Below are 22,448 nucleotides of genomic sequence, written 5' to 3'. Positions count from 1 at the left end.
CATGAACCTGGACTATCCGCTGCGCGTGGACGGCCGCGGCCGCACCGCCGGCACCAGCGACGACGACCACGTGCGCGACCTCGTTGAACAGGTGCTGTTCACCGCGCCGGGAGAGCGCGTCAACCGGCCCACCTTCGGCAGCGGGCTGCTGGACCTGGTGTTCGCCCCCGGCGGCGACGCGCTGGCGGCCGCCACCGAGTTCACCGTGCAGGGCGCGCTGCAGCAGTGGCTGGGCGACCTGATCCAGGTGGAGGCGGTGCAGGTGCAGGCGGTTGATGCGGAGCTGCACGTGACGGTGCAGTACGTGATCCGCCGCTCGCAGCAGCGCACCGTCGAGTCCTTTCTGCGGCAGGTGTCGCGGTGAGCGCCGGGGCGTTCCACTGCGGCGACGACCGCCGCCGCGCGCTGGCCCGCAACGCCGGGCTCAACGGCATCGACTTTCTGGAGGTGGATGACCAGCCCGGCCCTGGCGGCGAGCAGCGTCTGCTGCGCGTCGTTCTGCTGGCGGCGCCGTCGCAGCCGCTGGTGGCGGAGAACGTCTCCATCCGCGGCGGCGACCGCGTGCGGGGGATCGAGGTCACCTCCGCCTCCGGGGCGCCGGGTTCCGGCAACCTGCGCGTGGAGGTGGACCAGCGGGGCGACTTCAGCACCTACACGCTGCGGCTGCACGCGCGCGACGGCGGTCCGCTGGCGGGGATGGATCCGCGGCTGTCGGAGGTGGAGTTCAGCTTCAAGGCGCTGTGCCCCACCAACGCGGACTGCGTGGCGCCGGACAGCGGCGCGCCTCCCGCCGGGCCCGAGCCGGAGATCGACTACCTGGCCCGCGACTACGGCAGCTTTCGCCAGCTCATGCTGGACCGCATGTCCCTCGTCCTTCCCGACTGGCGCGAGCGCAATCCCGCGGACCTGGGCGTGGCGCTCGTCGAACTGCTGGCGTACGTGGGCGACCGCCTGAGCTACCAGCAGGACGCCGTGGCCACGGAAGCGTACCTGGGCACCGCGCGCCGCCGCGTGAGCGTGCGCCGCCATGCGCGCCTGCTGGATTACGCGATGCACGACGGCTGCAACGCCCGCGCGTGGGTGCAGGTGGCGCTGCGCCCGGGCGCCCCCGCGGAGGGCCTGCGCCTGTCCCGCGGAACGCCGCTCCTCACCCGTCTGGCGGAGGTGGATGTGGAGGTGCGGCCGGACAGCGCGGACCACGACCAGGCGCTGGCGGGCGGACCGGAAGTGTTCGAGACGCTGCATGACGGGCTGCTCTTTCCCGCCCACAACACGCTCCCGTTCTACACTTGGGGCGCACGCGACTGCCGCCTCCCGGAAGGCGCCACCGCGGCCACCCTGCGCGGCGCCTATCCCGAGTTGAAAGCGGGCGACGTCCTCGTCTTTCAGGAGGTGCGCGGACCGCGGACGGGGGAGCCGGGCGACGCGGACCCGGCGCACCGCCACGCCGTGCGCCTGACTTCGGTGGACGCGGCCGGCTCCGATCCCGGCGTCTGGATGATGCGCATCCACCAGACGGGGCTGCGCATCACCGACCGCGACGGCGTGCCGCTGCGCCACCTGCGTCCGGGCGACGAGTTGGAACTGACGGGCCCGTACGACGGCGAGGCGGAGGGTTCAGCGCGGCGGTGGAGCGTGCGCGCGGCGGACGGGCTCGCCGGATCTCTCGTTGCCGCCGCGGACGCGGTGGAGCGGGTCAATCCGCTCGTCACCGAAGTCACCTGGCACGACGGCGACGCGCTCCCGTTCGACCTGTGCATCTCCGCCACGACGGACGCGGAGCACGGAAGCCGACACGTGCCGGACGTGTCCGTCGCCTTGGGGAACATCGTCCTCGCCGATCACGGAAGGACCGTCGGACTGCGGGTGGAGGACCGGCGTGCGCGCGGCGAGGCGCTGCCGACGGACGCGGAGGCCGCGGCCGCGGGGGTGCGCCTGCTGGACGAGCCGGAGTGGCTGGGCGCGCCGGGACAGGCGGACCGCCGGCTGGCCCCGGTGGACGCGGGCGGCTGCGACTGCGACGAGGAGCCCGCGCCCCCGCCCCGCTTTCGCCCGCGGCTGCAGGCGGGGCCGGTGACGCAGGCCGCGCGCATCCACCGCCCGGCGGGATCGTCCGAGGCGGACGAGCGGCCCTTCTTTGATCCCTCCGCCTCCGCCACCTCGGCCCTGCGGTGGGAGATGCGGCGCGTGCTCCCCGTCATCACCGTGCACGACGCCATGGGCGAGCGGTGGCTGCCGCAGCGCGACCTGCTGGGAAGCGGCCCCTTCTCCCGCGAGTTCGTGGTGGAAACGGAAAACGACGGGCGCTCGTGGCTGCGCTTCGGCGACGACCGCCACGGCCAGCGCCCCTCCCCCGGCGTCGCGCTGCGCGCCGTCTATCGCGTGGGGAACGGTGTGGCCGGCAACGTGGGTGCGGACGCGCTGGCGCACGTGGTGACGCACGATCCCGCCGTGCTGGGGCAGATCCTCCACGTCCGCAATCCGCTTCCCGCCAGCGGCGGCACGGAGCCGGAGACGATGGAGCACGTGCGGCAGACGGCGCCCGCCTCGTTCCGCGACCGCCGCCGCGCGGTGACGGCGGAGGACTACGCCCGCGCGGCGGAGGCGCACCCGGAGGTGCAGCGCGCGCAGGCCACGCTGCGGTGGACGGGAAGCTGGCGGACGGTCTTTCTGACCGTGGACCGCGTGGGCGGCCGCGACGTGGACGCGGGGTTCGAGTCCGCGATGCGCGCCCACCTGGAACCGTTCCGCATGGCCGGGCACGACCTGGAGATCGACGCGCCGCGCTACGTCCCCGTGGAGCTCGACATCCAGGTGTGCGTGGACGGCACCCACTTTCGCGGCGACGTGGAGCGCGACATCCGCGCGGTCATGGGGCGGCGCGTGCTGCCGGACGGCCGCCGCGGCCTCTTTCATCCCGACAACTTCACCTTTGGGCAGAGCGTGTTCCTGAGCCCGCTCTACGCCGCCGTGCAGGCCATTCCCGGCGTGCGCTGGGCGCGCGTGCTCCGCTTCCGGCGTCAGGACGCGCCGGAGACGGAGGCCATGGACACGGGCGAACTGCCGCTGAACCGGCTGGAGGTGGCGCGCATGGACGACGATCCCAATCACCCGGAGCGCGGGTCGCTGCGCCTGCGCATGGAGGGCGGCCGATGAGCGATCACGACGCCGGCTGCGGCTGCTGCGGCGGCACGGGCGCGCAGACCCCGCTGCGCATCCACAACCGCCCGGGGCTCCCCGCCCTGCACTACCGCGTGGGGACGCATTCCACCTTCAGCGCCAGCATGCGCGCGGGGCTTTCCAGCGCCAGCCGCCCCGCGCTCGCCGCCCTGACCGCGCGGGAAAACGACTTCGCCGCGGCGCTGGTGGATGCGTGGGCCACGGTGGGCGACGTGGTCACCTTCTACCAGGAGCGCATCGCCAACGAAAGCTACCTGCGCACGGCGACGGAGCGGCTGTCCGTCATTGAACTGGCGCGCGCGGTGGGATACGAGATGGCACCGGGGGTGGCCGCCAGCACGCACCTGGCCTTTACGCTGGAAGACGTGCCCGGCGCCCCGGCGGAAATCACGCTCACGCCGGGGACGCGCGTGCAGAGCGTGCCCGGCCCCGGCGAGCGGCCGCAGACGTTCGAGACGGTGGAGACGGTGGCCGCGCGCCCGGAGTGGAACGCGCTGCGCCCGCGCATGCGCCGCCCCGGCACGCTGTCCCCGGGCGCCGTGAGCGCGACGCTGGCCGGCGTGGCGACGCGGCTGGTGCCCGGCGACGTGCTCCTCTTCGTCGGCCCCAAGCGCGAGGTGGAGCCCACTCACGACGGGTGGGAGGTGCGGCAGGTCGTCTCGGTGGATGCGGACGCGGCGGCGGGGCGCACCGTGGTGGGATGGACGGCGCCGCTGGACAGGGTGGATGGCGAGTCCACGCGCCTGTTCGTCTTCCGCCAGCGGGCGGCGCTGTTCGGAGCCGGCGCCCCGGACTGGCGGATGATGCCCGCGGAACTGCAGGCGCGCTTTCTGGCGGATGACCGCACGCCGGAGGAAATCCGCCTGCAGACTCCCTTCCGCGGCGGCCCGGAGTGGCCGTTCTTCCATCCCCGCACCTCCGCGGACGGCGGGGTGGAGCTGGACGCCCTTTATCCCACGCTGGTGACGCCGTCGTGGGTGTGGATGCAGGGCGGCGGGCAGGAGGCGCTCTACCGGGCGGATGGGGCGGAGGCCGTCGGCCGCGCGGACTTCGGCATCAGCGCGCGGGTCACGCGGGTGCGGCTGGATCACGACGCGCACCTGGACGGCCCCGCGCCGTCGCTGATCCCCGGCGCCATCCGTCCCGTGAGCGGCGGCACATCGCCCGTCCCCATCGGCGGCGGCGTGGTGGGACCCCGGCTGGACGAGCCGAGGGTGGAGCCCGAGAAGCTGTTTCCGCTGCGCGAAACGGCCGTGCTGATGGGGAGCGAAGAGCTGGCGCTGGCGGAGGAGGAGATCACGGCCCCCATCCAGGGAGCGGAGGTGGAACTCGGCGCGCCGCTGGCCCGGCTGGACCGCACCCGCCGCGTGCTCGTCACGGGCATCGCCCTCCCGTCGCGGAGAATCCTCGGCCCGGACGGCACTAAGCGCTGCCAGGAGCTTTCGGACGGAGAGCCGGCGTGGCAGGGCGAGCGCCCCTTCGGCCGGGACGAGGGGATGACGGGCGAGTTCATGATGGAGGGCCAGCCGGTCTTCGGCGCGGGGGGACGGGCATCGGTGGCCGCCGCGGACGCGCCCGGGATCCCCGACACATCCGGCGAGGAGGCGGGGGAGATCGCGACCGTCCACGACTTCCGCGCGGAGAACGATCCCGCCCATCCCGTGGTCGTCTTTGAGCAGAGACTGCGCAACCGCTACGTCCGCGGCACGGTGCGCATCCACGCCAACGTTCTCCTGGCCACGCACGGGGAGGAGGTGCGCGAGCGCTTGGGCGGCGGCGACGCGGGGCTGGAGTACCAGCGCTTTCTGCTCAAGCAGGCGCCCGTCACCTACGTCCCCCGCCCCACCGCCGCGGGCGCGGAGACGACGCTGGAGGTGCGGGTGAACGGGCTGCTGTGGCGCGAAGTGCCCACGCTGCACGGCCAGGGTCCGCGCGACCGCGTGTACGTCACCCGTCGGCGCGAGGCGGGCGAGACTGTCGTGCAGTTCGGCGACGGACGCTCCGGCGCGCGCCTGCCGACGGGACGGGAGAACGTGGACGCCGTGTACCGCAAGGGGATCGGGCGCGACGGCAACGTGCGCGCGCGGCAGCTTTCGCAGCTGCTCACCCGTCCGCTGGGCGTGCGCGCGGTGGACAACCCGCTCCCCGCGTCCGGCGGGGTGGATCCGGAAACGATGGACGCCGCCCGGGGAAGCGCGCCGCGGACCGTGGTGACGCTGGACCGCGTGGTATCGCTGGCCGACTACCGTGAGTTCGCCCGCAACTACGGCGGCGTGGGGCGCGCGCACGCCGTGTGGAGCTGGCACGGCGGACGGCGCGGTGTGGTGCTCACCATCGCCGGGGCGTCGGGCGAGGTGCCGCCCTCGGACGGCGCCGTGGCCACGGGCCTCGCCGCCGCGCTCGCCGCCGCTGGCGATCCGCACGTTCCCGTGCGCGTGCTGCCGTACACGCCCATCCCCTTTCACCTCACCGCCCTCCTCCGCCGCGACGCGGACCGGCTGGACGACGACGTGCGCGCCGCGGTGGAGGCCGCGCTGCGCGACCGCTTCCGCTTTCAGGCGCGCGAGTTCGGGCAGTCCGTGCACCTGAGCGAGGTCGTCGCCGCGATGCAGGGCGTGCCCGGCGTGCGCGCGGTGGACCTCAACACCCTGCACGCGGCGGATGCGAAGATGCCGCTGCTGAATCACGAGATCGGCGCCTACACCCCGCCCGAGGGCGGCCAGGCCGGCGCCGCCTGCCCCGCCGAACTCCTCACGCTGGCCCTCCGCCCCGGCGACCTGACGGTGACCGCATGACGACCTACGACGCCGACCGCCTGCTCGGCCTGCTCCCGGCCGTCTACCGCATCCGCGACGCGGAGCAGGGCGGCCCCCTGCGCGCGCTGCTGGAGGTGATCGCCGACCAGAACGCGGTGCTGGAGGAAAGCCTGGAGCAGCTGTACGACGACCTGTTCGTGGAGACCGCCGCTCCGTGGGCCCTCCCCTACCTGGGCGACCTGCTGGGGGTGGAGAACGTGCCCGGCGACCCGCTGGACGCCCGCGCCGAGGTGGCCAACACGCTGGCGTGGCGGCGCGGCAAAGGGACGGCGCACGTGCTGGAGCGCATTGCCCGCGACGTGAGCGGCGTTCCGGCGCGCGCGGTGGAGTTCTTTGAGTTGATCGCGGCCACGCAGCACGTGAACCATCCCCGCCCGCGCAACCGCGCCTGGGTGGACGTGCGCGACGCGCTGCGGCTGGAGGCGCTGGGCGGCCCGTTCGAGCGGCTGGAGGGCGCGCCGGACCTGGCGCACACGGCGGACGTGCGCCGCTTCGGCCGTCGCGGGCGCTACAACCTGCACCAGGTGGGCATCTTTCTCTGGCGGATGGGCGCCTACCAGCTCACCCGCTCCCCGGCGGTCAAGTCGCTTCCCGGGCAGACCTTGGGTGAACGGCGGCGGCTGGAGCACCGCTGCTTTCACTTCCATCCGCTGGGGATCGACACGCCGCTGGTCCGCCTTCCCGCGACGGAGGAGGAGCCGGAGCAGCTGGCCGGCCCCGCCAACGTCCCCGGCCGCATCAGCCGCCGCGCGATGCACGCCCGCCCGGGCGAATTCTACGGCGCCGACGCCAGCCTGCGCGTGGAGGTGCTGATGGATGACGGGCCCCGGCTGGTGCCGCTGGACCGCGTCGACGTGTGCGACCTCACCGACTGGCGGCTGCCCCGGAGAGGACGGGTCGCGGTGGATCCGGCGCTGGGCCGGCTGGCCTTCGGGCGCAGGCCGGACGGGCCGCCGCTGGTGAGCTTCTACTACGGCGCCGCGGCGGAGGTCGGCGGCGGCGAATACGCCCGCCCCGCGCCCTCCGGCGACGTGGGCGCGCTGGTCCGCGTCACCGGCGGCGGCGCGCTGGCCGGGGCGCTGGCGGCGGCCGGGGAGGACGGCGTGGTGGAGATCGGCGACAGCGGCCGCTACGACGCGCCCGCCACGCTCGGCGCCTATGGCCGCCGCGTCACCCTCCGCGCGGTGGACGGCGCGCGCCCAACCCTGTGGATCCCCGACCGGATGACGGTCCGCGGCGGGCCGGACGGCGCGGTGACGCTGGACGGGCTGCTGCTGGCCGGCGGTGCCGTGGTGGTGGAGGCGGCGGGCGCGGGGGCGGATGGACTCGGGCGCCTGCGGCTGCGGCACTGCACCCTGGTTCCCGGCCACGCGATGGACGCCGCCGGGGTGCCGGAGCGCCCGGACCTCCCCAGCCTGGTGGTGGAATCCGGGGGGACGGAGGTCACGGTGGAGCACTGCATCCTCGGCCCCGTCCGCGTGCACGCCGGCGCCCGGGTGCAGATGCGGTCGTCCATCGTGGACGCGGGAAGCGAGGGCGCCGTCGCCTACGACGCGGTGGAGGCGGACGCGTGGGGCGCGCCCCTGACCCTGCGCGAGTGCACCGTCATGGGCCGGGTGCGGGCGGAAAGCCTTCCCCTCGTCTCCAACTCCCTGCTGCTGGCGCGGATCGGCGAGCCCGGGCCCGCGGGGTGGGACGGCCCGGTGATGTCGCGCCGCACGCAGGAGGGGTGCGTGCGCTTCAGCTACGTCCCCCCGGGCTCGCGCACGCCCCGCCGCTTTCAGTGCGTCCCCGCGCGCGACGCCGACGACGTGCGCGTCCGTCCATCCCCCATGAGCACCCGCTACGCCGACGCCGCGTACATCGTGCTTCCCCCCGACACCCCATCCGCCATCCGCCGCGGCGCGGACGACGAATCGGAGATGGGCGTGCACCACGACCTTCACCTTCCCCGCCGCGAGGCGCACCTGCGCCAGCGGCTGGGCGAGTACCTGCGCTTCGGGCTGGAGGCGGGCGTTTCGTGGATCCTGTGATCCCGCCCGTCCTCCATCTCCCTGATCCACCCCAACCGGCCACACCCCCGGAGGCACCATGAAGGGCGACTTCAGCCGCCTTACCTTTGATCCCGCGCGCCACTTCAGCGGGGTCCGCATGCAGCAGGGACGCGTTCAGCTGGACGCGGACTGGAACGAGCAGGCCGACATCGCCCGGCACCGGGTGGAGACGGAAACGCTGCACACGCTGGGCGGGTGCGGCGCCCCCCTGCACGACGCAGGCTTCGCTCTGGGCGAGGGATCGGACGGCGACTTCCGCCTTTCCGCCGGCGCGTACTACGTGCACGGCGTGCTGGCCCGTTGCGAGGTCCCCGTGGCCTACCGCGCCCAGCCGGACCGGCCGCGTCCCCCCGCGCTGCCGGCGGGCGACCACCTGGTCTATCTGGACGTGTGGGAGCGCCACCTGACCGCGTTGGAAGCCCCGTCCATCCGAGAAACCGCGCTGGGCGGGCCGGACACCGCAACGCGGACGCGCACCGTCTGGCAGGTGCGCACGGCGGCGCTCCCGGGCGACGGGGCGGACCGGGAGTGCCGATCTACCGGGGCGGAGCAGGCGTTCGCCGCGGCGACGGCCGCCGGCTCGGGGATGCTGCGGGCGCGCGCCCAGGCGGAGGAGCGCGCCTCGGACCCGTGCGTGATCCCGGCCGGCGCGGGATACCGCGGGCTGGAGAACCAGCTGTACCGCGTGGAGATCCACGATGGCGGCGCGGGCGTCCCCGCGCCGGAGGCGGAGGAAGGCATGGCCGTCACCCACGCCGAGCCGCTGCTGGGGACGGTGGCGGTGGACGGCGGGGAGTGGGCCGTGGGCGACGCGGTGGAGCTGTGGAACGCCGCCTCTATCGCCGCGGCGGACGCCCTCCCCGCACCCCCGGCGAACGCGGTGACCGCGCACGTGGCACGGGTGGTGGACAAGACGCTGCACCTGACCACCTCCTTTCCCGCCCTGGCCGGGGCCGGGGGGCTGCGGGTGCGCAGGGTGGGCGCCACGTGGAAGTGGTCGCGCGACAACGGCATCGTCGTGGCCCGCGTGCGCAAGGTGGAGGGGGTGGACGTGTCGCTGGACGCGCTGGGGCTGGACGACGTGCTGGACTTTCGCGCGGGCGACTGGGTGGAGCTGACGGACGCCGCCCGCGAGCTGGAGGGCATCCCCGGCGTGATGGCGCAGATCAAGGCGCCCAACCCCGCGTCGCGCACGCTCACCCTGCTCACCGCGCCGGACTTCACCGTCAACCTGGCCAACGCGCCGCGGCTGCGCCGGTGGGACGGCTTTGCGGCGGTGCGCACCGGGGGCGAGACGGCGGCGTGGATGGGGGTGGAACAGGGGATCCAGGTCGCCTGGGATGGCGGCGGCCTGCACACCGGCGAGTTCTGGCAGATCCCCGCGCGCACCGCCACCGGAGAGCAGCAGTCCGGCACGGTGGAATGGCCGCGGGATGGAAATCTTCCCGCCGCGCGCCGGCCCGCGGGCCCCGTGCACCGCTACGCGCGCCTGGGCATCGTGCGGGTGGGCGAGGACGCGGCCGTCACCCCGCTGACGGACTGCCGCTGCCTGTTCACCCCGCTGACGGAGGTGAACGCGCTGGCGTACGTGAGCGGCACCGGGCAGGAGGCGCTCCCCGACCTCACGGCGGACAAGGAACTCGTGCGCGTCCCCCTTCCGCTCGTGGTGGGGATGGCGAACGGCCAGTGCCGCGCGGGAACGCGCGTCCGCTTCCGCGTCACGGGCGGCGGCGGCACGCTGTCGCCGACGGGTAAGGAGAGCGAAAAAGACGCGATCGAGGTGGAGATGGACGCCGCGGGCCGCGCTTCGGCCTGGTGGTGGCTGCTGTGGAACCGCGGCGAGCCCGCGCTGGACCAGACGGTGGAAGCGGTGCTGCTGGAGGACGATGTGGAAGTGCAGCTCCCCATCGGCTTCACCGCCAGCCTGAGCGTGGCGGCGCGCGTGGCGTACGATCCCGGCACGTGCGAGGGGATGCACGGCCAGATCACGGTGCAGCGGGCGCTCGACCATCTGTCATCCCTCCCCCGCCTCTTTCCGGTCTCCGGGGATGGGCAGGAGTGGATGCCGGCGCAGATCGAGAAGTGGATGCAGCCGCTGCGGGTGCGCGTGGCCAGCAGCTGCGGGCCGCTGGCGGGACGCCTGGTCCGCTTCGCGGTGGTGGACGGCGAGGGGACGTTTGCGGAGGGCGAAGGCAAGGTTCAGGAGGGCGAGGGGGAGATGGAAGCCGCCCCGTCGCACACGGACGTGGTGACGGACGAGGACGGGATCGCGGAGGCGCGGTGGATTCCGGATGGCGCCACGCACCGCCAGCAGGTGAGCGCCACCCTCATCCCCCAGGACAAGACGGAGGTGCGGGAGCATCCGTACGCAACGCGCTTCACCTTCACGCTCGCCACGGCGGACCACGTGGCGTACGTCCCCGGACAGTGCGGCGCGCTGGACGGGTACACCACGGTGCAGGCCGCGCTGGACCGCGTGGTCGCGCTCACCCGGCTGAGCCGGCTTTCGGGGGATGGGCAGGAGGCGGCGGCGGGGCGCACGCCGGAGCCCCTGCGCGTGCTGGTGAGCAGCGACTGCGGCCCCGCGGCCAAGCGCGACAAGGCGGTGCGCTTCACCGTCGTGAGCGGCGCGGGGACGCTGGAGGGCGGCGCCACCGAGGTGACGGTAGGGACGGACGGGGACGGCGTGGCGGAGGTGCTGTGGCAGCCGGACCTGGCCACCCCGTTCCAGGAAGTGGAAGTGGTGCTGGTGGATGACGGGCTCCCCGCCGGAACGCCGGACCGCGTGCGCTTCGGGGCGACGGTGGCACCGGTGCTGGCCGGGGAGGGCGGCCCGTACTCGCTGATCCTGTCCGCGGACGATCCCGGATGGCGCCAGCGGCTGGACACGTACGTGGGCACCTTTCAGAACCTGGACATCTGCTTTCGCGCGGGGCGGTTCGAGTTCGACAAGCCGCTGTACATCGAGGAGAAGGGGCACGTCACCCTGGCCGGCATCGGGCCGCAGTCGGAGCTGGTGTGCGCGGGCGCGGAGACGGTCGTCCTGTTTGCGCAGTGCGATTCCGTGCGCGTCAGTTCGCTTTCCGTGCACGCGGGCCGCGGCGTGCGGGACGAAAGCGGATTGAACGGCGCGCTGCAGTTTCAGGACTGCACGGAGGTGGATGTCACGTCGTGCACGCTGCGGTGCGCGGGGCGGCGCAGAAAGCGGGCGAGCTGCCTGGCTGTCATCGGCGACGTGCGGCCCTACCGCATCGCACGGCCGGTGGTGCGCATCCGCGACTGCCAGGCGTGGATCGGGCACCGGCAGATCGGCTTTCTGCTGCGCGACGTGGACGTGGCGATGGTGCACGACAACGTGCTGCAGGTGGATGAGTATCCCGGCCAGTACCCCGTGACGGACGAGCTGCAGAGGCTGCGCGACGAGTGGCCGGACCGGCTCAAGAGCATGTTGAATCTGGTCGAGCCGCAGCCGTACGACCCGGAGAGCGAGTGGTTCTATCCCGCGGCGCTTCCGCCGGGCTTGGTGCCGAGCCCCCCCAGGCCACGGCTGCCGGACGGCCCGCTCGTCACGCGCGGCGGGCGCATCGGCGGGCTGGCCGGGCGGCTGGCTGACGGGGTCAGGAGCGTGCGCCGCACCCTGACGGGCGGCGCGGAAGGGGGTGCGTACGAAAGCGCGGACGCCGGGCTCGCGCCCAAGGAACTCGCGGCCGGGGAGATCGCGTCCAAAGAGAGCGCGTCCAAGGAAAGCGGTTCCAAGGAGATCGCGTCCAAGGAGATCGCATCCAAGGAGATCGCGTCCAAGGAGATCGCGTCCAAGGAAAGCGTGTCCAAGGAGCGCGTGGCGAGAGAGATCGCGGCAAAGGCGGCCGCGGGGAGGGTGCCCACGCGGGGAGCCACCGGGGAGACCGGGGGCGCGGTGCGGGCGGCGGCGGACCCGGACGAGGTGCAGGAGCGGCCGCTGCCAGTGGAGACCGTGGATCCGGGGGAAGATTACCCGTACCGGTTCGTGGAGTGGTACCGCTGGCTCCACAACGTGGCGGACCAGGGGATCGTGGTCGCCGGCTCCTCGGCGCGGGACGTTCGCGTGACGGGAAACGTGGTGGATGGGGCCCTGCGCGGCATCCACGTCGCGGTGAGCGACGATCGTACGCGGGAGCGCGAGATGGCGGGTTCCGTGCTGATCGCGGACAACGAGATCAGCCTGCGGATGACGCACAGCGTGCGGCACGCGCGCCACGGCATCTTCGTGGGCAACGCGCGCCATGTGCGCGTGCACGACAACCGGGTGATCGTGTACCGGGCGTTCGTGGACATCGAAAATCAGGAAAACGTCGAGGGGATCAAGCTGTTCGGCTACTACGGGCCGCACGTGGTGGTGCGCGACAACACGACGTTCGGCACGGACGTCGGCATCAGCGTGGGCAGCCTGAACAACGCGTCCCAGTACCGCATGTCGCGCCGCTGGGTGGTGTCGGGAAATATGGCGCGCGGCCGCACCGACGTAGAGGTGCGGGGCGACGAACCGTGGACGGTGGTGGACAACGGGAACTGGCTCGAAGAACCTTGACGGCGGCCCGGCACCGGATTACACTTTTCGGTGCTGGAGACAATGGTAAGGGGTGCGGGCGACAAAAATCCTCGCGCTCAGGGTTCGAGACCCCCTTCGGCAACGTAGAAAGCGGCGCGGCACCCTTCGGGGTCCGCGCCGCCTTCTTTTTGCCCCCAGCAGGACTCCCGCGAAGCGAGACAGAAAACAGCAACGGAAATCGGTCGCGGGAACGGCAGAGTATCGGCGGACGAGCAATCCATCCCCCAGTCCTCTTGATCTTTCTCTGCGTCTCCGCGGCTCTGTGTGAGGCCTTTCCTGCTTTTCCGCCGCACCGACGCGCGGCGGTCAGGCGCTCGGCAGGTTCCGGCGGCCTCCTCCGGCTCCACTCGCCTCGAAGGACGTGACCCGGTTCCGTCCGCCTGTCCTTCTTCAAACCCTGCACACGGCACACTCCCTGCGACTCCGCCGCGCCGCATCCATCCGGGGCGGCGCGTTTCGGCCTCCCGGATCAGCCCGAACACGAAACACGGGACGGAAGACGATGGCGGATACGAGCGTGCACAAGGTGAGTTCCTCCTCCGCGCCCAGCGGCGCGAGCGGGCAGAAGTACCTGGCCACCGGCGTGAGCATGGGCATGCGGCTGTGGGAAAACGAGCAGCCCAGCGACGCCAAGCCCACGAGCCGCCGTCCGTACGAGGTTGTGGGATACGTGCTTTCCGGCCGCGCGGAGCTTCATCTGGAAGGCCAGAAGGTCATTCTGGAGCCCGGAGATTCGTGGACGGTGCCCAAGGATGCCGAGCACACCTACCGCATCCTGGAATCGTTCACCGCCGTGGAGGCCACGCATCCGCCCGCGAGCGTGCACGGGCGCGACGAGTAAGGCCAGCGGCCCTTTCGCGGGGAACGCAGCGATGGCGGAGGTGCGCGGACGACGGCGTACCTCCGCCATCTCCGTTTGTCATCCCGGGATGATGTTGGGGCTATGATGATCCCGCCGAGCTGTGGATGGATGTGAATGCCTGGTCCCAAAGCGCGTGCCCGGCGCGGCGAGAGCGAATAAATCCGCCGCTCCAGAAGCGGTAAGCCCCGACTCGTGGCCGCTGACGCGTCCACGATCGGGGCTTCAACAGCATGCGGGTCAACGTCGGTGTGCGTTGCGTAGTTGGCTCGGCGGAAGGTAGATCCTTCGTCGGCGCCACGGTTCGGCGTGGATGCCGGTTCCGGCCGGCGCCTCCTCAGGATGGGATGGGGGCTGGACATGGTGTTGGTGGCCGGACCAGGCCACGCTCGCGGCCCCTCGCGCACCGTTCCACGCCGCGCCAACAATGCACGGCGATGCACACCAGAGCCGTGGAACCAGTCCGCGGAGGCGGACTTCGTGTGCTTCGAGGCGCGGTTTCAACCGCCGGACGAATGCCCGCCGGATCGATGCTTCCGGGCGACGCCGCCGGACGGAGGCGCGCATCCCGCACCGAACTATGCGCGTGCACCAGACTGGGGTGTGCTCCCTCTCCCACATCTGTTCGTGGGAGAGGGTCGTCGTGCGCAGCACGCGGGGTGAGGGCCACTGCCCGCCGCCGCGCACCGAATCCATCGCCCGAGTTGAACGGCTCCCCACGATCCCGAAACACCCGCACCCGTGCCGCCCCGCGCGGACGGATGTAGCTTGTCCGCGGTTCCCAGATCCCCGCCGCCCGCCGCCCGCATGACCCCTGACCGCGATCCCGATCCGCCGCCCGAGCCCGAAACCCGCGTTCCGCGCGTGGTGCGGGCCCTGCTGCGCGTTCCGCTCTTCTACAAGATCCTCATCGCCAACGCCGCGCTGGTGCTGGTGGGAACGATCTTCGGCAGCATGGTCACGTCCCGCTACGTACGCGCCCACCCCGCCGCTAGCACGCAGGAACTGGTCAGCTCGCTCGCGGTGGCCGGCATCTGCGCCACCGTGCTGGTGAACGCGCTGATCCTCAAGCTGGCGCTGGAGCCGCTGGACGCACTGGAGCGCACCGCCGCCCGCGTGCAGGGCGGCAGCCTGGACGCCCGCGTCCCCTACTCCGCCGTCGCCGACCGCGAGCTGGACCGGCTGACCCACACCTTCAACGGCATGCTCGACGCGGCCGAAACGTCGCGCGAGCGGCTGCGCGAGGTGGCCTCACGCGCGCTCACGGCGGCCGAAGAGGAGCGCAAGCGCATCGCCCGCGAACTGCACGACGAGACGGCGCAGCTGCTGGCCGCGCTCCTCATCCGCATCCGCGTGGTGCGCAACGCTGGCGATCCCCACGCCGTCGCCACGCTGCTGGAAGACATGCGGCGCGAGATCGGCCAGGCGCTGGAGGGCGTGCGCCGCTTTGCCCGCGGCCTTCGCCCCCCCGCGCTGGACGAACTGGGGCTGGTACCCGCCATCGAATCGCACCTGCGCTCCCTGCGTGAAATCAGCCCCGTCCACATCACGCTGGACGCGGAGCTGGCGCGCGACGAGCGGCTGGCGCCCGAGGCGGAACTCGCCGTGTACCGCATCGTTCAGGAAGCGCTCAGCAACATGCTGCGCCACTCCGCCGCCACCCACGCCGCCGTGGCCGTGCGCCGCGAAGCCGGCCGGCTGGTGGTGACGGTGGATGACGACGGGCGCGGATTCTCCGTGGCTGACACCATGGCCGCCGGAACCGGGCTGGGGCTGTTCGGGATGTCGGAGCGCGCGGCGTACCTGGGCGGCCGCGTGGAGGTGCGCAGCGAGCCCGGCGCCGGCACCCGCGTGCGCGCGGAGATTCCGGCGCCGGATGCCCCGCCGCGCGTCCCCGGTTGACCAATTCATGCGGGTTCTGTCCGGAACCGGCGTCCACCTTCTTCAACCGGACACTCAGGCGGTTCCTGATCCGGGAGCAGATGATTAGATTTGCCGGTCATGAGCAACAATGCCCCCCCCGCGACTACGTCGCCAGACACGGCGCAAAATGAGCGGAGCCGCATTCAGGCCCCTCCGGCGCCCACCATCACCCCGCCCGAGCGGCTGAGCTTCTGGCAGAAGCTGCAGGGCGGCGACCTGCGCTACCTGGTGCCGCGGCTCAAGCCGCACAGCGGAAAGCTGTCCATCGCCGCCGCCATGCTGCTGGCCAGCACGGCCATGAGCCTGGTGTTTCCCACCGTGGTGGGGCGCATCATGGACACGGCGTTCGGCGCGGGCGGGCGGCAGCAGCTGGACCGCACCGTCCTGTTCCTGCTCGCCCTGTTCAGCGTGCAGGCGGTGATGACGTTCTGCCAGGCGTACCTGCTCAGCGCCAGCGGCGAGCGCATCATCGCGCGGCTGCGCGAAGACCTGTTCGCGCACCTGCTGCGGCTGCCTCCCGCCTTTTTCGCGGACCGCCGCACCGGCGAGCTCACCAGCCGCCTGGGCACGGACGTGAGCATGCTGCAGGGCGTGCTGACCATGAACGCGCTGGAGCTGCTCAAGCAGACGCTGCTGCTGATCGGCGCGCTGGTGATGCTTACCGTCACCCACGTCTACCTCACCGGCATCACGCTGCTTCTGGTTCCCATCGTGGTGGGAACGGCCATCTTCTTTGGCGAGCGGCTCAAGAAGGCGTCGCAGGGGGTGATGGACGAGGTGGCCGAGGCCAGCGCCATCGCCGAAGAGTCGTTTTCGCAGATCCGCGTGGTGCAGAGCTTCGTGGGCGAGCCGCACGAGCAGGCGCGCTACGGCGCACGCATCACCGCGGCGGTGTCCGTGGCGCTGCGGCGGGCGGTGACGCGCGGCTTCTTCTACAGCGTCATCGGCTTCGTGAGCATGAGCGCGTCGGTGCTGGTGCTGTGGGTGGGCGGGCGGATGGTGCTGGCCGGCACGCTCACGGTGGGCACGCTCTTCTCGTTCCTGCTCTACTCGGCGATGGCGGCCAACTCCGTGGGCGCGCTGGGCGCGCTGTGGAGCGCGTACCAGGAATCCATGGGCGCCGCCGCGCGCGTGTTTCAGCTGCTGCGCTCGGTTCCCCGGCTGCGCGACGCCGACAACGCGGTGACGCTGGCGGAGCCGATTACCGGCGCGGTGGAGTTCAGCGACGTGTGGTTCCGCTACGAGCCGGCGGACGACCTTCCCAAGCTGGACGGGCCTCCCCTTCCCGGCCAGGGACGCGCCCGCTCGCCGGCCGCGACGCCGGCGGCGGTGCCGGACTGGACGCTGCGCGGCATCTCGTTCCGCATCAACCCGGGCGAAACCGTCGCGCTCGTCGGCCCCTCCGGCGCGGGCAAGACGACCATCGCCGCGCTCATCCCGCGCTTCTGGGACGTGCAGAAGGGCGCCGTTTCCATCGAAGGAACCGACGTGCGGGAGCTGCGCCTGGCGCAGATCCGCGACGCCATCGGGCTGGTGCCGCAGGAAACGCTGCTGTTCAGCGGCTCGGTGCGCGACAACATCAGCTACGCGCGGCCGGACGCCACGGAAGAGCAGATCCTGGCCGCCGCCCGCGCCGCGCACGCGCACGAGTTCGTGCGGCTGCTGCCGGAGGGCTACGACACGCGCGTGGGCGAGCGCGGCGTAAAGCTCAGCGGCGGGCAGCGGCAGCGCATCGCCCTGGCGCGCGCCATCCTCAAGGACCCCGCGGTGCTGATTCTGGACGAGGCGACGAGCAGCCTGGACACGGAAAGCGAAGCGCTGATCGAGGATGCGCTCAACACGCTGCTGCAGAACCGCACCACGCTCATCATCGCCCACCGCCTCTCCACCGTGCGCCGCGCCAACCGCATTCTGGTGCTGGAGAACGGCGGCATCGCCGAAACGGGAACGCACAACGAGCTGATCGCGGCGGGCGGGCTGTATGCGCGGCTGTACGCGCACCAGTTCCGCGACCGCGAAGAAGCCGCGGAATCGCTGATGACCGTCTGACCGGTCGAGGTTCATCGATCCAGAGCCCGCCTCCATTCCCGATCCCGGGATGGAGGCGGGCTTTGGCTTTCGGGGGATGACGGGCGGCGCGTTCCTTGTCTGCCCCGCGGCGGCCGGATAGCTTGGCGGCCATGGAAACCAAGCCTGTCTACGTCGTCTCCGACATCCACCTGGGCGCGGTGCCGCCGGCCACGGAACGGGCGTTCCGCGGCTTTCTGGACCACGCCGCGGTTCACGCGTCGTCGCTGCTCATCAACGGAGACCTGTTCGACTTCTGGTTCGAGTACCGCCACGTGATTCTGGCGGAGCACTACCGCGTGGTCGCCAAGCTCAAGGACGTGGTGGAGGCGGGGGTGCCGGTGTCGTTCGTGGGCGGCAACCACGACGCGTGGGCCGGGCCGTTTCTGCGGGACGAGGTGGGGATTACGCTGTACGACGGGCCGGTGGAGATGGACCTGGGCGGCCGCCGCACGCTGGTGGCGCACGGGGACGGCGTGGGGCGGGGCGACCTCAAGTATCGCGCGCTCAAGCGCATGATCCGCAACCCGGTCACCGTAGGCGCGTTCCGGGCGCTGCACCCGGACTGGGGGCGGCGCATCGCCGGGCTGGCGTCCACCACGGAGCACAAGGCGGACACGGGCGATCAGGCGGCGCGGGGGCGGGCGGCATTCATCGAGTCGTGGGCGATGGAGCAGCTTCGCGCGCGGCCGGAGATCGACCTGGTGCTGGCGGGGCATGCGCACGTGGCGCAGCGGACGGAGGTGGCGCCGGGGCGGTGGTACGTGAACTCGGGGGATTGGCTGCGGACGTTCGACTACGTCGTGCTGCCCCCCGGCGGCGGCGCCCCGGAGCCGCGCGCCTGGCCCCCCGCTGCCTGAAATCGAACGCGCCGTCGACCTGATCGACGGCGCGTTTTTCTGTTGATGACCATCACCGGCCATCCCCTCCAGAAAAGCCCCCCACCTGTCATTCTGAAGGATGCGCGCCACACTGTCCGCCGCCGCATACTCCGGCGCCGACTGAGGAATCCCGCGCCACACCTCGCCGCGAACGCCAGACCGTGCCTGACCCGAACTCGGCCAGCGGCGCGAGCATGTGCGATGTGCTCCCAACCACTTGCAGTACCTCAACCTGTCATCCTGAGCGAAGCGCCGCGCCGGTGTGTCCGCCGCTCCGCACTCTGGCGCGAAGTCGAAGGATCTTGCCACGGCAGACTCGGAGCGCGCGGCAGGCAGGAAACGGATCAGACTCGAACCACGGTGCTCGACGCCGGCGATGTGGCAAGATCCTTCGACTCGCTGCAGTCAACGGTGCCGCGAAAGGTACGGCATCGCCGCTCGCTCAGGATGACAAATGAGAAGCGTCTCCTCATCGCGAGCAGCCGCGGAGGACGCCAACGCCGTCCAATCAAATGAGGAGTGGAGTGCGGACGTACTCCGCCGCGCGTCCTCATCTTCGCGGACCACGCCAGAACGACAGAAAAGCGCCGCCGATCCGGACCCGGATCGGCGGCGCTTTCGACGCAGGCAGACGGCGGTGCGACCGTCAGCGGTCGCGGAAGTTGCGATGGGTGTTGTGCGGCTGCGTGCGGTGCCACGCCATTTCATCCGCCGTCACCGGCCGGATCCAGATGTCCGCCGCGAGCCAGATGCTGTTGGAGAACGGAAAGAACGCGAACGGCGCGATCGCCATCAGCACCAGCGCGGCGGTGGCCAGCACCGTCCACGGAATCGCGCCCCAGAACACGACCATCGTCCCCACGATCGCGATCGCCAGAAGCCCTTCGCTGAGCGCGATGTTGAACATCATGGCGCCCAGAAAGAAGTCTTCCTCGCCGCGTTCTGTGCGCAGCCCGCACGACGGGCAGACGCGCGCCAGCTTCATCCACGACGGGCCGCGCAGCGAGCCCTGTCCGCAGTGCGGGCACCGGAGCCGCAGCGCGCGCGTGACGAGCTTCATCCCCCGCCCCGGCTCGACGGGATCCGTTCCCGGCGTCGTCTGAGGCGCCGCTGGTTCGATCGTGCTCGTCATCATCGTCTCCGTCCAGACCGTTTACTCCGCATGTAACCCGCCCTCGTGCAACAATATACCGCGCTCCATCCCCGTGCGGAGTCCGGAAAACCCCTACCTGCGCGGCAGGCGAACTCCACGATGATCCCAGCGCGCGGTGCCATCCGCCCACGCTCTTTCCAATGAAGATCAACAAAGGTTCGGGGGATTGATGGGGCGAAGCGTCCGTCGCGAGATCAAGAGTATAGTGCCGCGCGAAGTCTGGTGAGCGAATAAATCCGCCGCTCAAACAGCGGTAAGCCCCGACTCATGGCCGCTGTCGCGTCCACGATCGAGGCTTCAACCGCATTGCAGTCCGCGAAGGCGGACTTCGTGCCTTTCGAGGCGCGGTTTCAACCGCCGGACGAGAGCGCGCCACGCACTCAGAACATCCGCCACACCGATCTGGGGTGTGCGCCCTCTCCCACGTCTGTTTGTGGGAGAGGGTCGTCGTGCGCAGCACGCGCGGTGAGGGCCCCCCCGGCAGCGTGCCGCCCACCATCCATCATCAACCATCCATCATCCCAAAACAAAAACCCCGGACGGCACGCGCGCCGTCCGGGGTTCCCCTCCATCTACCGAAGACGCGCGTCAGATGTCCGCGCGCTCCACCCGCACCGGCTCGCCCCACAGCCGCTCCACCACCGGCGCGGCCTCCGCCGGGTCGCCCGTAGTGACGATGCGAACGGGGCCGGGGCCGCCCTCCGCCAGCGCGCCCGCCTCGCGCAGAATCTGCCCCGTGCGCCGCGCGATGGCCTCGCCGCTGTCCACCAGCAGCACGTCCGGCCCCAGCGCCGCCTGGATCGCGTCGCGCACGAACACGTAGTGCGTGCACCCGAGCACGACGGTGTCCACCCCCGCCGCGCGCAGCGGCGCGACCAGTTCCGCCATCCGCTCGTCCAGCCGCGGCCCGTGCACCACGCCACCCTCGATCAGGTCCACCAGCCCAGGGCACGGCTGGCGCAGAATCTCCACGCCGTGGCCGTGCGCATCCACCAGGCGCTGCAGGCGCGCCGAGCCGCAGGTGCGCGTGGTGGCCATCACCCCCACGCGGCCGTTGCGTGACTGGCGCACGGCGGGCTTCAGCGCCGGCTCCAGCCCGATCACCGGAATGCGCAGCTCCTCGCGCAGCTGCTCCAGCGCCGCGCCGGACGCCGTGTTGCACGCCACCACGAACACCTTGGCCCCCTGCGCCTGCATCCACCGCCCGATGGCCAGCGAACGCGCGCGCACCTCCTCCTCGGAGCGGTCGCCGTAGGGCACGTACGCGGTGTCCGCCACGTACAGCAGCGGCTCGGCCGGGAGCGCCGCGCGGATCTCGCGGGCCACGCTCAGCCCGCCGATCCCGGAATCAAAGACGCCGACCGGCGCGTTCATCGCGGCAGCGGCACCGTGGCCCGCAGTTCGGTGGCGCCGCCGGGACGCGGAATCGCGTTCACGTGCACGTCAAAGTCCTGCAGGTGCGCGGCCACAAAGGCGTCCGCGCCGGAAAAGAAGAGCCAGAAGATGGAAAGCGTGATCCAGTCCTCGCGCTGGTTCTCGCGGCTGCGCACCAGCCCCGTCTTGGCGTCGGGGGCAATCTGCCCCGTGCGCCGCAGCAGGCTCTGCTGCTCGCGCGCCTCGCGCAGCTTCTGATGCGCGGTCAGCCACATCCACAGGCTTCCCGCCTCAAGCGTGAAGTACACCCCGCCCCGCCCCGGCGCGCCCAGCTCCGACTGCCCCCACCCCGGCAGCACCAGCGAGTGCAGAAACGCGCGCCCCGGCGCGACACGGAAGTTCTCGGTGGTGTCGGGTGCCGCGCGGCGCACGGAGCCGCTGTCGCGCACGGTCAGCGGGCGCACGGAATCCGGCGTCTGCGCGGCGGCGGGCGCGGCAAGGGCGCCCAGCGCGGCGAGCACCGGGATGAGCAGAACAAAGCGGCGCAGCGCGCCGGCGGCGGAGTCCGGAAGCGGACGGATCGGCATGGATGATGTCAGTCGGATTCGTGCGCCGCGCCACGTGCAAGCGGCGGTCCCGGCGGCGCGGCGGGCAAAGTAGCGCCCGCCCCGCGCCGCAGTCCAGCGTACACGCGGCCCGGCACGGGGTTCGCCCGCGGCGCCCGCGCGGGTTACAATCGTTCCGCGCCGCGAGCGCGGTTCATCCACCAGCCGTACGAGAACAACGTGTTTCCCATCAACGACGAGAACCCCACCGAGCTGCGGCCCTGGATGACGGTGCTCATCCTGCTGGCCAACGTGGCCGCCTGGCTCGTTCTTCAGGGCGGCGGAGAGATGGCGCGGCTGGAGGCCTCGGTGGCGGTGTTCGGGGCGCAGCCCTGCGAAATCACGGCCACCTGCCGCGTGGTGGGGCTGGGCTGGGAGGCGATCTTCACCTCCATCTTCATGCACGGCAGCTGGATGCACCTGATCGGCAACATGCTGTTCCTGTGGGTGTTCGGAAACAACATCGAAGACAGCATGGGGCACTTCCGCTTTCTGGTCTTCTACCTGGTGTGCGGCGTGGCGGCGGCGCTGGCGCAGATCTTCTTCGCTCCGGCCAGCCAGATCCCCATGGTGGGCGCGAGCGGCGCCATCAGCGGCATCATGGGGGCATACATCCTCCTGTACCCGCGCGCCCGGGTGCGCACGTACCTGCCCCCCATCTTCGTCTTTCACCTGCGGGCCTTCTGGTTTCTGCTGTACTGGTTCGTCATGCAGCTGCTTTCCGGCTTTCTTTCGCTGGGGATGACGGAGGACGAGGGCGGCGTGGCGGTGTGGGCGCACGTGGGCGGATTCGTGGCGGGGCTGCTGCTGATCCGCGTGTTCGACCGGCCGCGGCTGGTGCAGGCCAAGCGCGACGGCGTGCACCTGTCACACGACGAGGTGGCGGACCTGCGCTGGTAGGCGATAGAATGCGCGCCCGCCGCCGCCCCGGAACATCCTGGCGGAACA

13 protein-coding genes are annotated in these 22,448 nt (G+C 71.8%); 10 read left to right on the top strand and 3 right to left on the bottom strand.

Translation table 11 applies throughout. The features are described from left to right. Nucleotide 1 precedes the first annotated feature (1 nt). The 9 genes from HNQ61_RS04530 to HNQ61_RS04490 all read left to right on the top strand — a co-directional run bounded on the left by HNQ61_RS04530 (nt 2) and on the right by HNQ61_RS04490 (nt 18,347). The gene (locus HNQ61_RS04530) at nt 2-364 is read left to right on the top strand and encodes a GPW/gp25 family protein (RefSeq protein WP_170037885.1); all 363 of its coding nucleotides are present in this window, start codon (nt 2-4) and stop codon (nt 362-364) included. Continuing rightward, nucleotides 361-3,156 carry a putative baseplate assembly protein gene (locus HNQ61_RS29475; RefSeq protein ID WP_170037887.1) on the top strand — a complete coding sequence of 932 codons (2,796 nt, stop codon included), beginning with the start codon at nt 361-363 and terminating at the stop codon, nt 3,154-3,156. Before HNQ61_RS04530 ends, HNQ61_RS29475 begins: the two co-directional genes overlap by 4 nt. Next, complete coding sequence (locus HNQ61_RS04520; RefSeq protein ID WP_170037889.1) at nt 3,153-5,975, top strand: putative baseplate assembly protein; 2,823 nt, start codon at nt 3,153-3,155, stop codon at nt 5,973-5,975. Before HNQ61_RS29475 ends, HNQ61_RS04520 begins: the two co-directional genes overlap by 4 nt. After that, on the top strand, nt 5,972-8,029 hold the full coding sequence (locus HNQ61_RS04515) for a hypothetical protein (protein WP_170037891.1): 2,058 nt from the start codon (nt 5,972-5,974) through the stop codon (nt 8,027-8,029). Before HNQ61_RS04520 ends, HNQ61_RS04515 begins: the two co-directional genes overlap by 4 nt. Before the next feature lie 58 nt (nt 8,030-8,087). Next, a complete protein-coding gene (locus HNQ61_RS04510; protein WP_170037893.1) occupies nt 8,088-12,617 on the top strand; it encodes a DUF6519 domain-containing protein in 4,530 nt (1,509 codons plus the stop codon). Between the two features lie 523 nt (nt 12,618-13,140). Beyond that, nucleotides 13,141-13,479, top strand: coding sequence for a cupin domain-containing protein (locus HNQ61_RS04505; protein WP_170037895.1), 339 nt, complete (start codon nt 13,141-13,143; stop codon nt 13,477-13,479). 825 nt (nt 13,480-14,304) lie between these two features. Continuing rightward, complete coding sequence (locus HNQ61_RS04500; protein ID WP_170037897.1) at nt 14,305-15,399, top strand: HAMP domain-containing sensor histidine kinase; 1,095 nt, start codon at nt 14,305-14,307, stop codon at nt 15,397-15,399. A 99-nt stretch (nt 15,400-15,498) separates the two neighbouring features. Beyond that, entirely contained in the window at nt 15,499-17,469 is a 1,971-nt protein-coding gene (locus tag HNQ61_RS04495) for an ABC transporter ATP-binding protein (protein ID WP_183685517.1), read from the top strand. A gap of 131 nt (nt 17,470-17,600) precedes the next feature. Continuing rightward, the gene (locus tag HNQ61_RS04490; protein WP_170037899.1) at nt 17,601-18,347 is read left to right on the top strand and encodes a UDP-2,3-diacylglucosamine diphosphatase; all 747 of its coding nucleotides are present in this window, start codon (nt 17,601-17,603) and stop codon (nt 18,345-18,347) included. A gap of 667 nt (nt 18,348-19,014) precedes the next feature. Here HNQ61_RS04490 and HNQ61_RS04485 read toward each other — a convergent pair. The 3 genes from HNQ61_RS04485 to HNQ61_RS04475 form a co-directional block, all read right to left on the bottom strand. Beyond that, on the bottom strand, nt 19,015-19,500 hold the full coding sequence (locus HNQ61_RS04485) for a DUF983 domain-containing protein (RefSeq protein ID WP_170037901.1): 486 nt from the start codon (nt 19,498-19,500) through the stop codon (nt 19,015-19,017). Nucleotides 19,501-20,109: 609 nt separating this feature from the next. Continuing rightward, entirely contained in the window at nt 20,110-20,895 is a 786-nt protein-coding gene (murI, locus tag HNQ61_RS04480; protein ID WP_170037903.1) for a glutamate racemase, read from the bottom strand. Next, entirely contained in the window at nt 20,892-21,482 is a 591-nt protein-coding gene (locus tag HNQ61_RS04475; protein WP_170037905.1) for a DUF5683 domain-containing protein, read from the bottom strand. The genes murI and HNQ61_RS04475 overlap by 4 nt, the downstream gene beginning before the upstream one ends. Before the next feature lie 198 nt (nt 21,483-21,680). Between HNQ61_RS04475 and HNQ61_RS04470 the strand changes: the two genes are divergently transcribed. Next, the gene (locus HNQ61_RS04470; protein ID WP_170037907.1) at nt 21,681-22,400 is read left to right on the top strand and encodes a rhomboid family intramembrane serine protease; all 720 of its coding nucleotides are present in this window, start codon (nt 21,681-21,683) and stop codon (nt 22,398-22,400) included. The last annotated feature ends 48 nt before the right edge of the window (nt 22,401-22,448 follow it).

This window comes from Longimicrobium terrae (genome assembly GCF_014202995.1).
Lineage (GTDB): Bacteria > Gemmatimonadota > Gemmatimonadetes > Longimicrobiales > Longimicrobiaceae > Longimicrobium > Longimicrobium terrae.
This window is presented reverse-complemented; position numbering and strand designations above follow the sequence as displayed.

Coding starts and splice junctions, on each gene's coding strand:
- HNQ61_RS04505 (WP_170037895.1), top strand. CDS start 13,141: ATGGCGGATACGAGCGTGCACAAGGTGAGTTCCTCCTCCGCGCCCAGC.
- HNQ61_RS04485 (WP_170037901.1), bottom strand. CDS start 19,500: ATGACGAGCACGATCGAACCAGCGGCGCCTCAGACGACGCCGGGAACG.
- HNQ61_RS04515 (WP_170037891.1), top strand. CDS start 5,972: ATGACGACCTACGACGCCGACCGCCTGCTCGGCCTGCTCCCGGCCGTC.
- murI (WP_170037903.1), bottom strand. CDS start 20,895: ATGAACGCGCCGGTCGGCGTCTTTGATTCCGGGATCGGCGGGCTGAGC.
- HNQ61_RS04530 (WP_170037885.1), top strand. CDS start 2: ATGAACCTGGACTATCCGCTGCGCGTGGACGGCCGCGGCCGCACCGCC.
- HNQ61_RS04490 (WP_170037899.1), top strand. CDS start 17,601: ATGGAAACCAAGCCTGTCTACGTCGTCTCCGACATCCACCTGGGCGCG.
- HNQ61_RS04500 (WP_170037897.1), top strand. CDS start 14,305: ATGACCCCTGACCGCGATCCCGATCCGCCGCCCGAGCCCGAAACCCGC.
- HNQ61_RS04520 (WP_170037889.1), top strand. CDS start 3,153: ATGAGCGATCACGACGCCGGCTGCGGCTGCTGCGGCGGCACGGGCGCG.
- HNQ61_RS04495 (WP_183685517.1), top strand. CDS start 15,499: ATGAGCAACAATGCCCCCCCCGCGACTACGTCGCCAGACACGGCGCAA.
- HNQ61_RS04475 (WP_170037905.1), bottom strand. CDS start 21,482: ATGCCGATCCGTCCGCTTCCGGACTCCGCCGCCGGCGCGCTGCGCCGC.
- HNQ61_RS04510 (WP_170037893.1), top strand. CDS start 8,088: ATGAAGGGCGACTTCAGCCGCCTTACCTTTGATCCCGCGCGCCACTTC.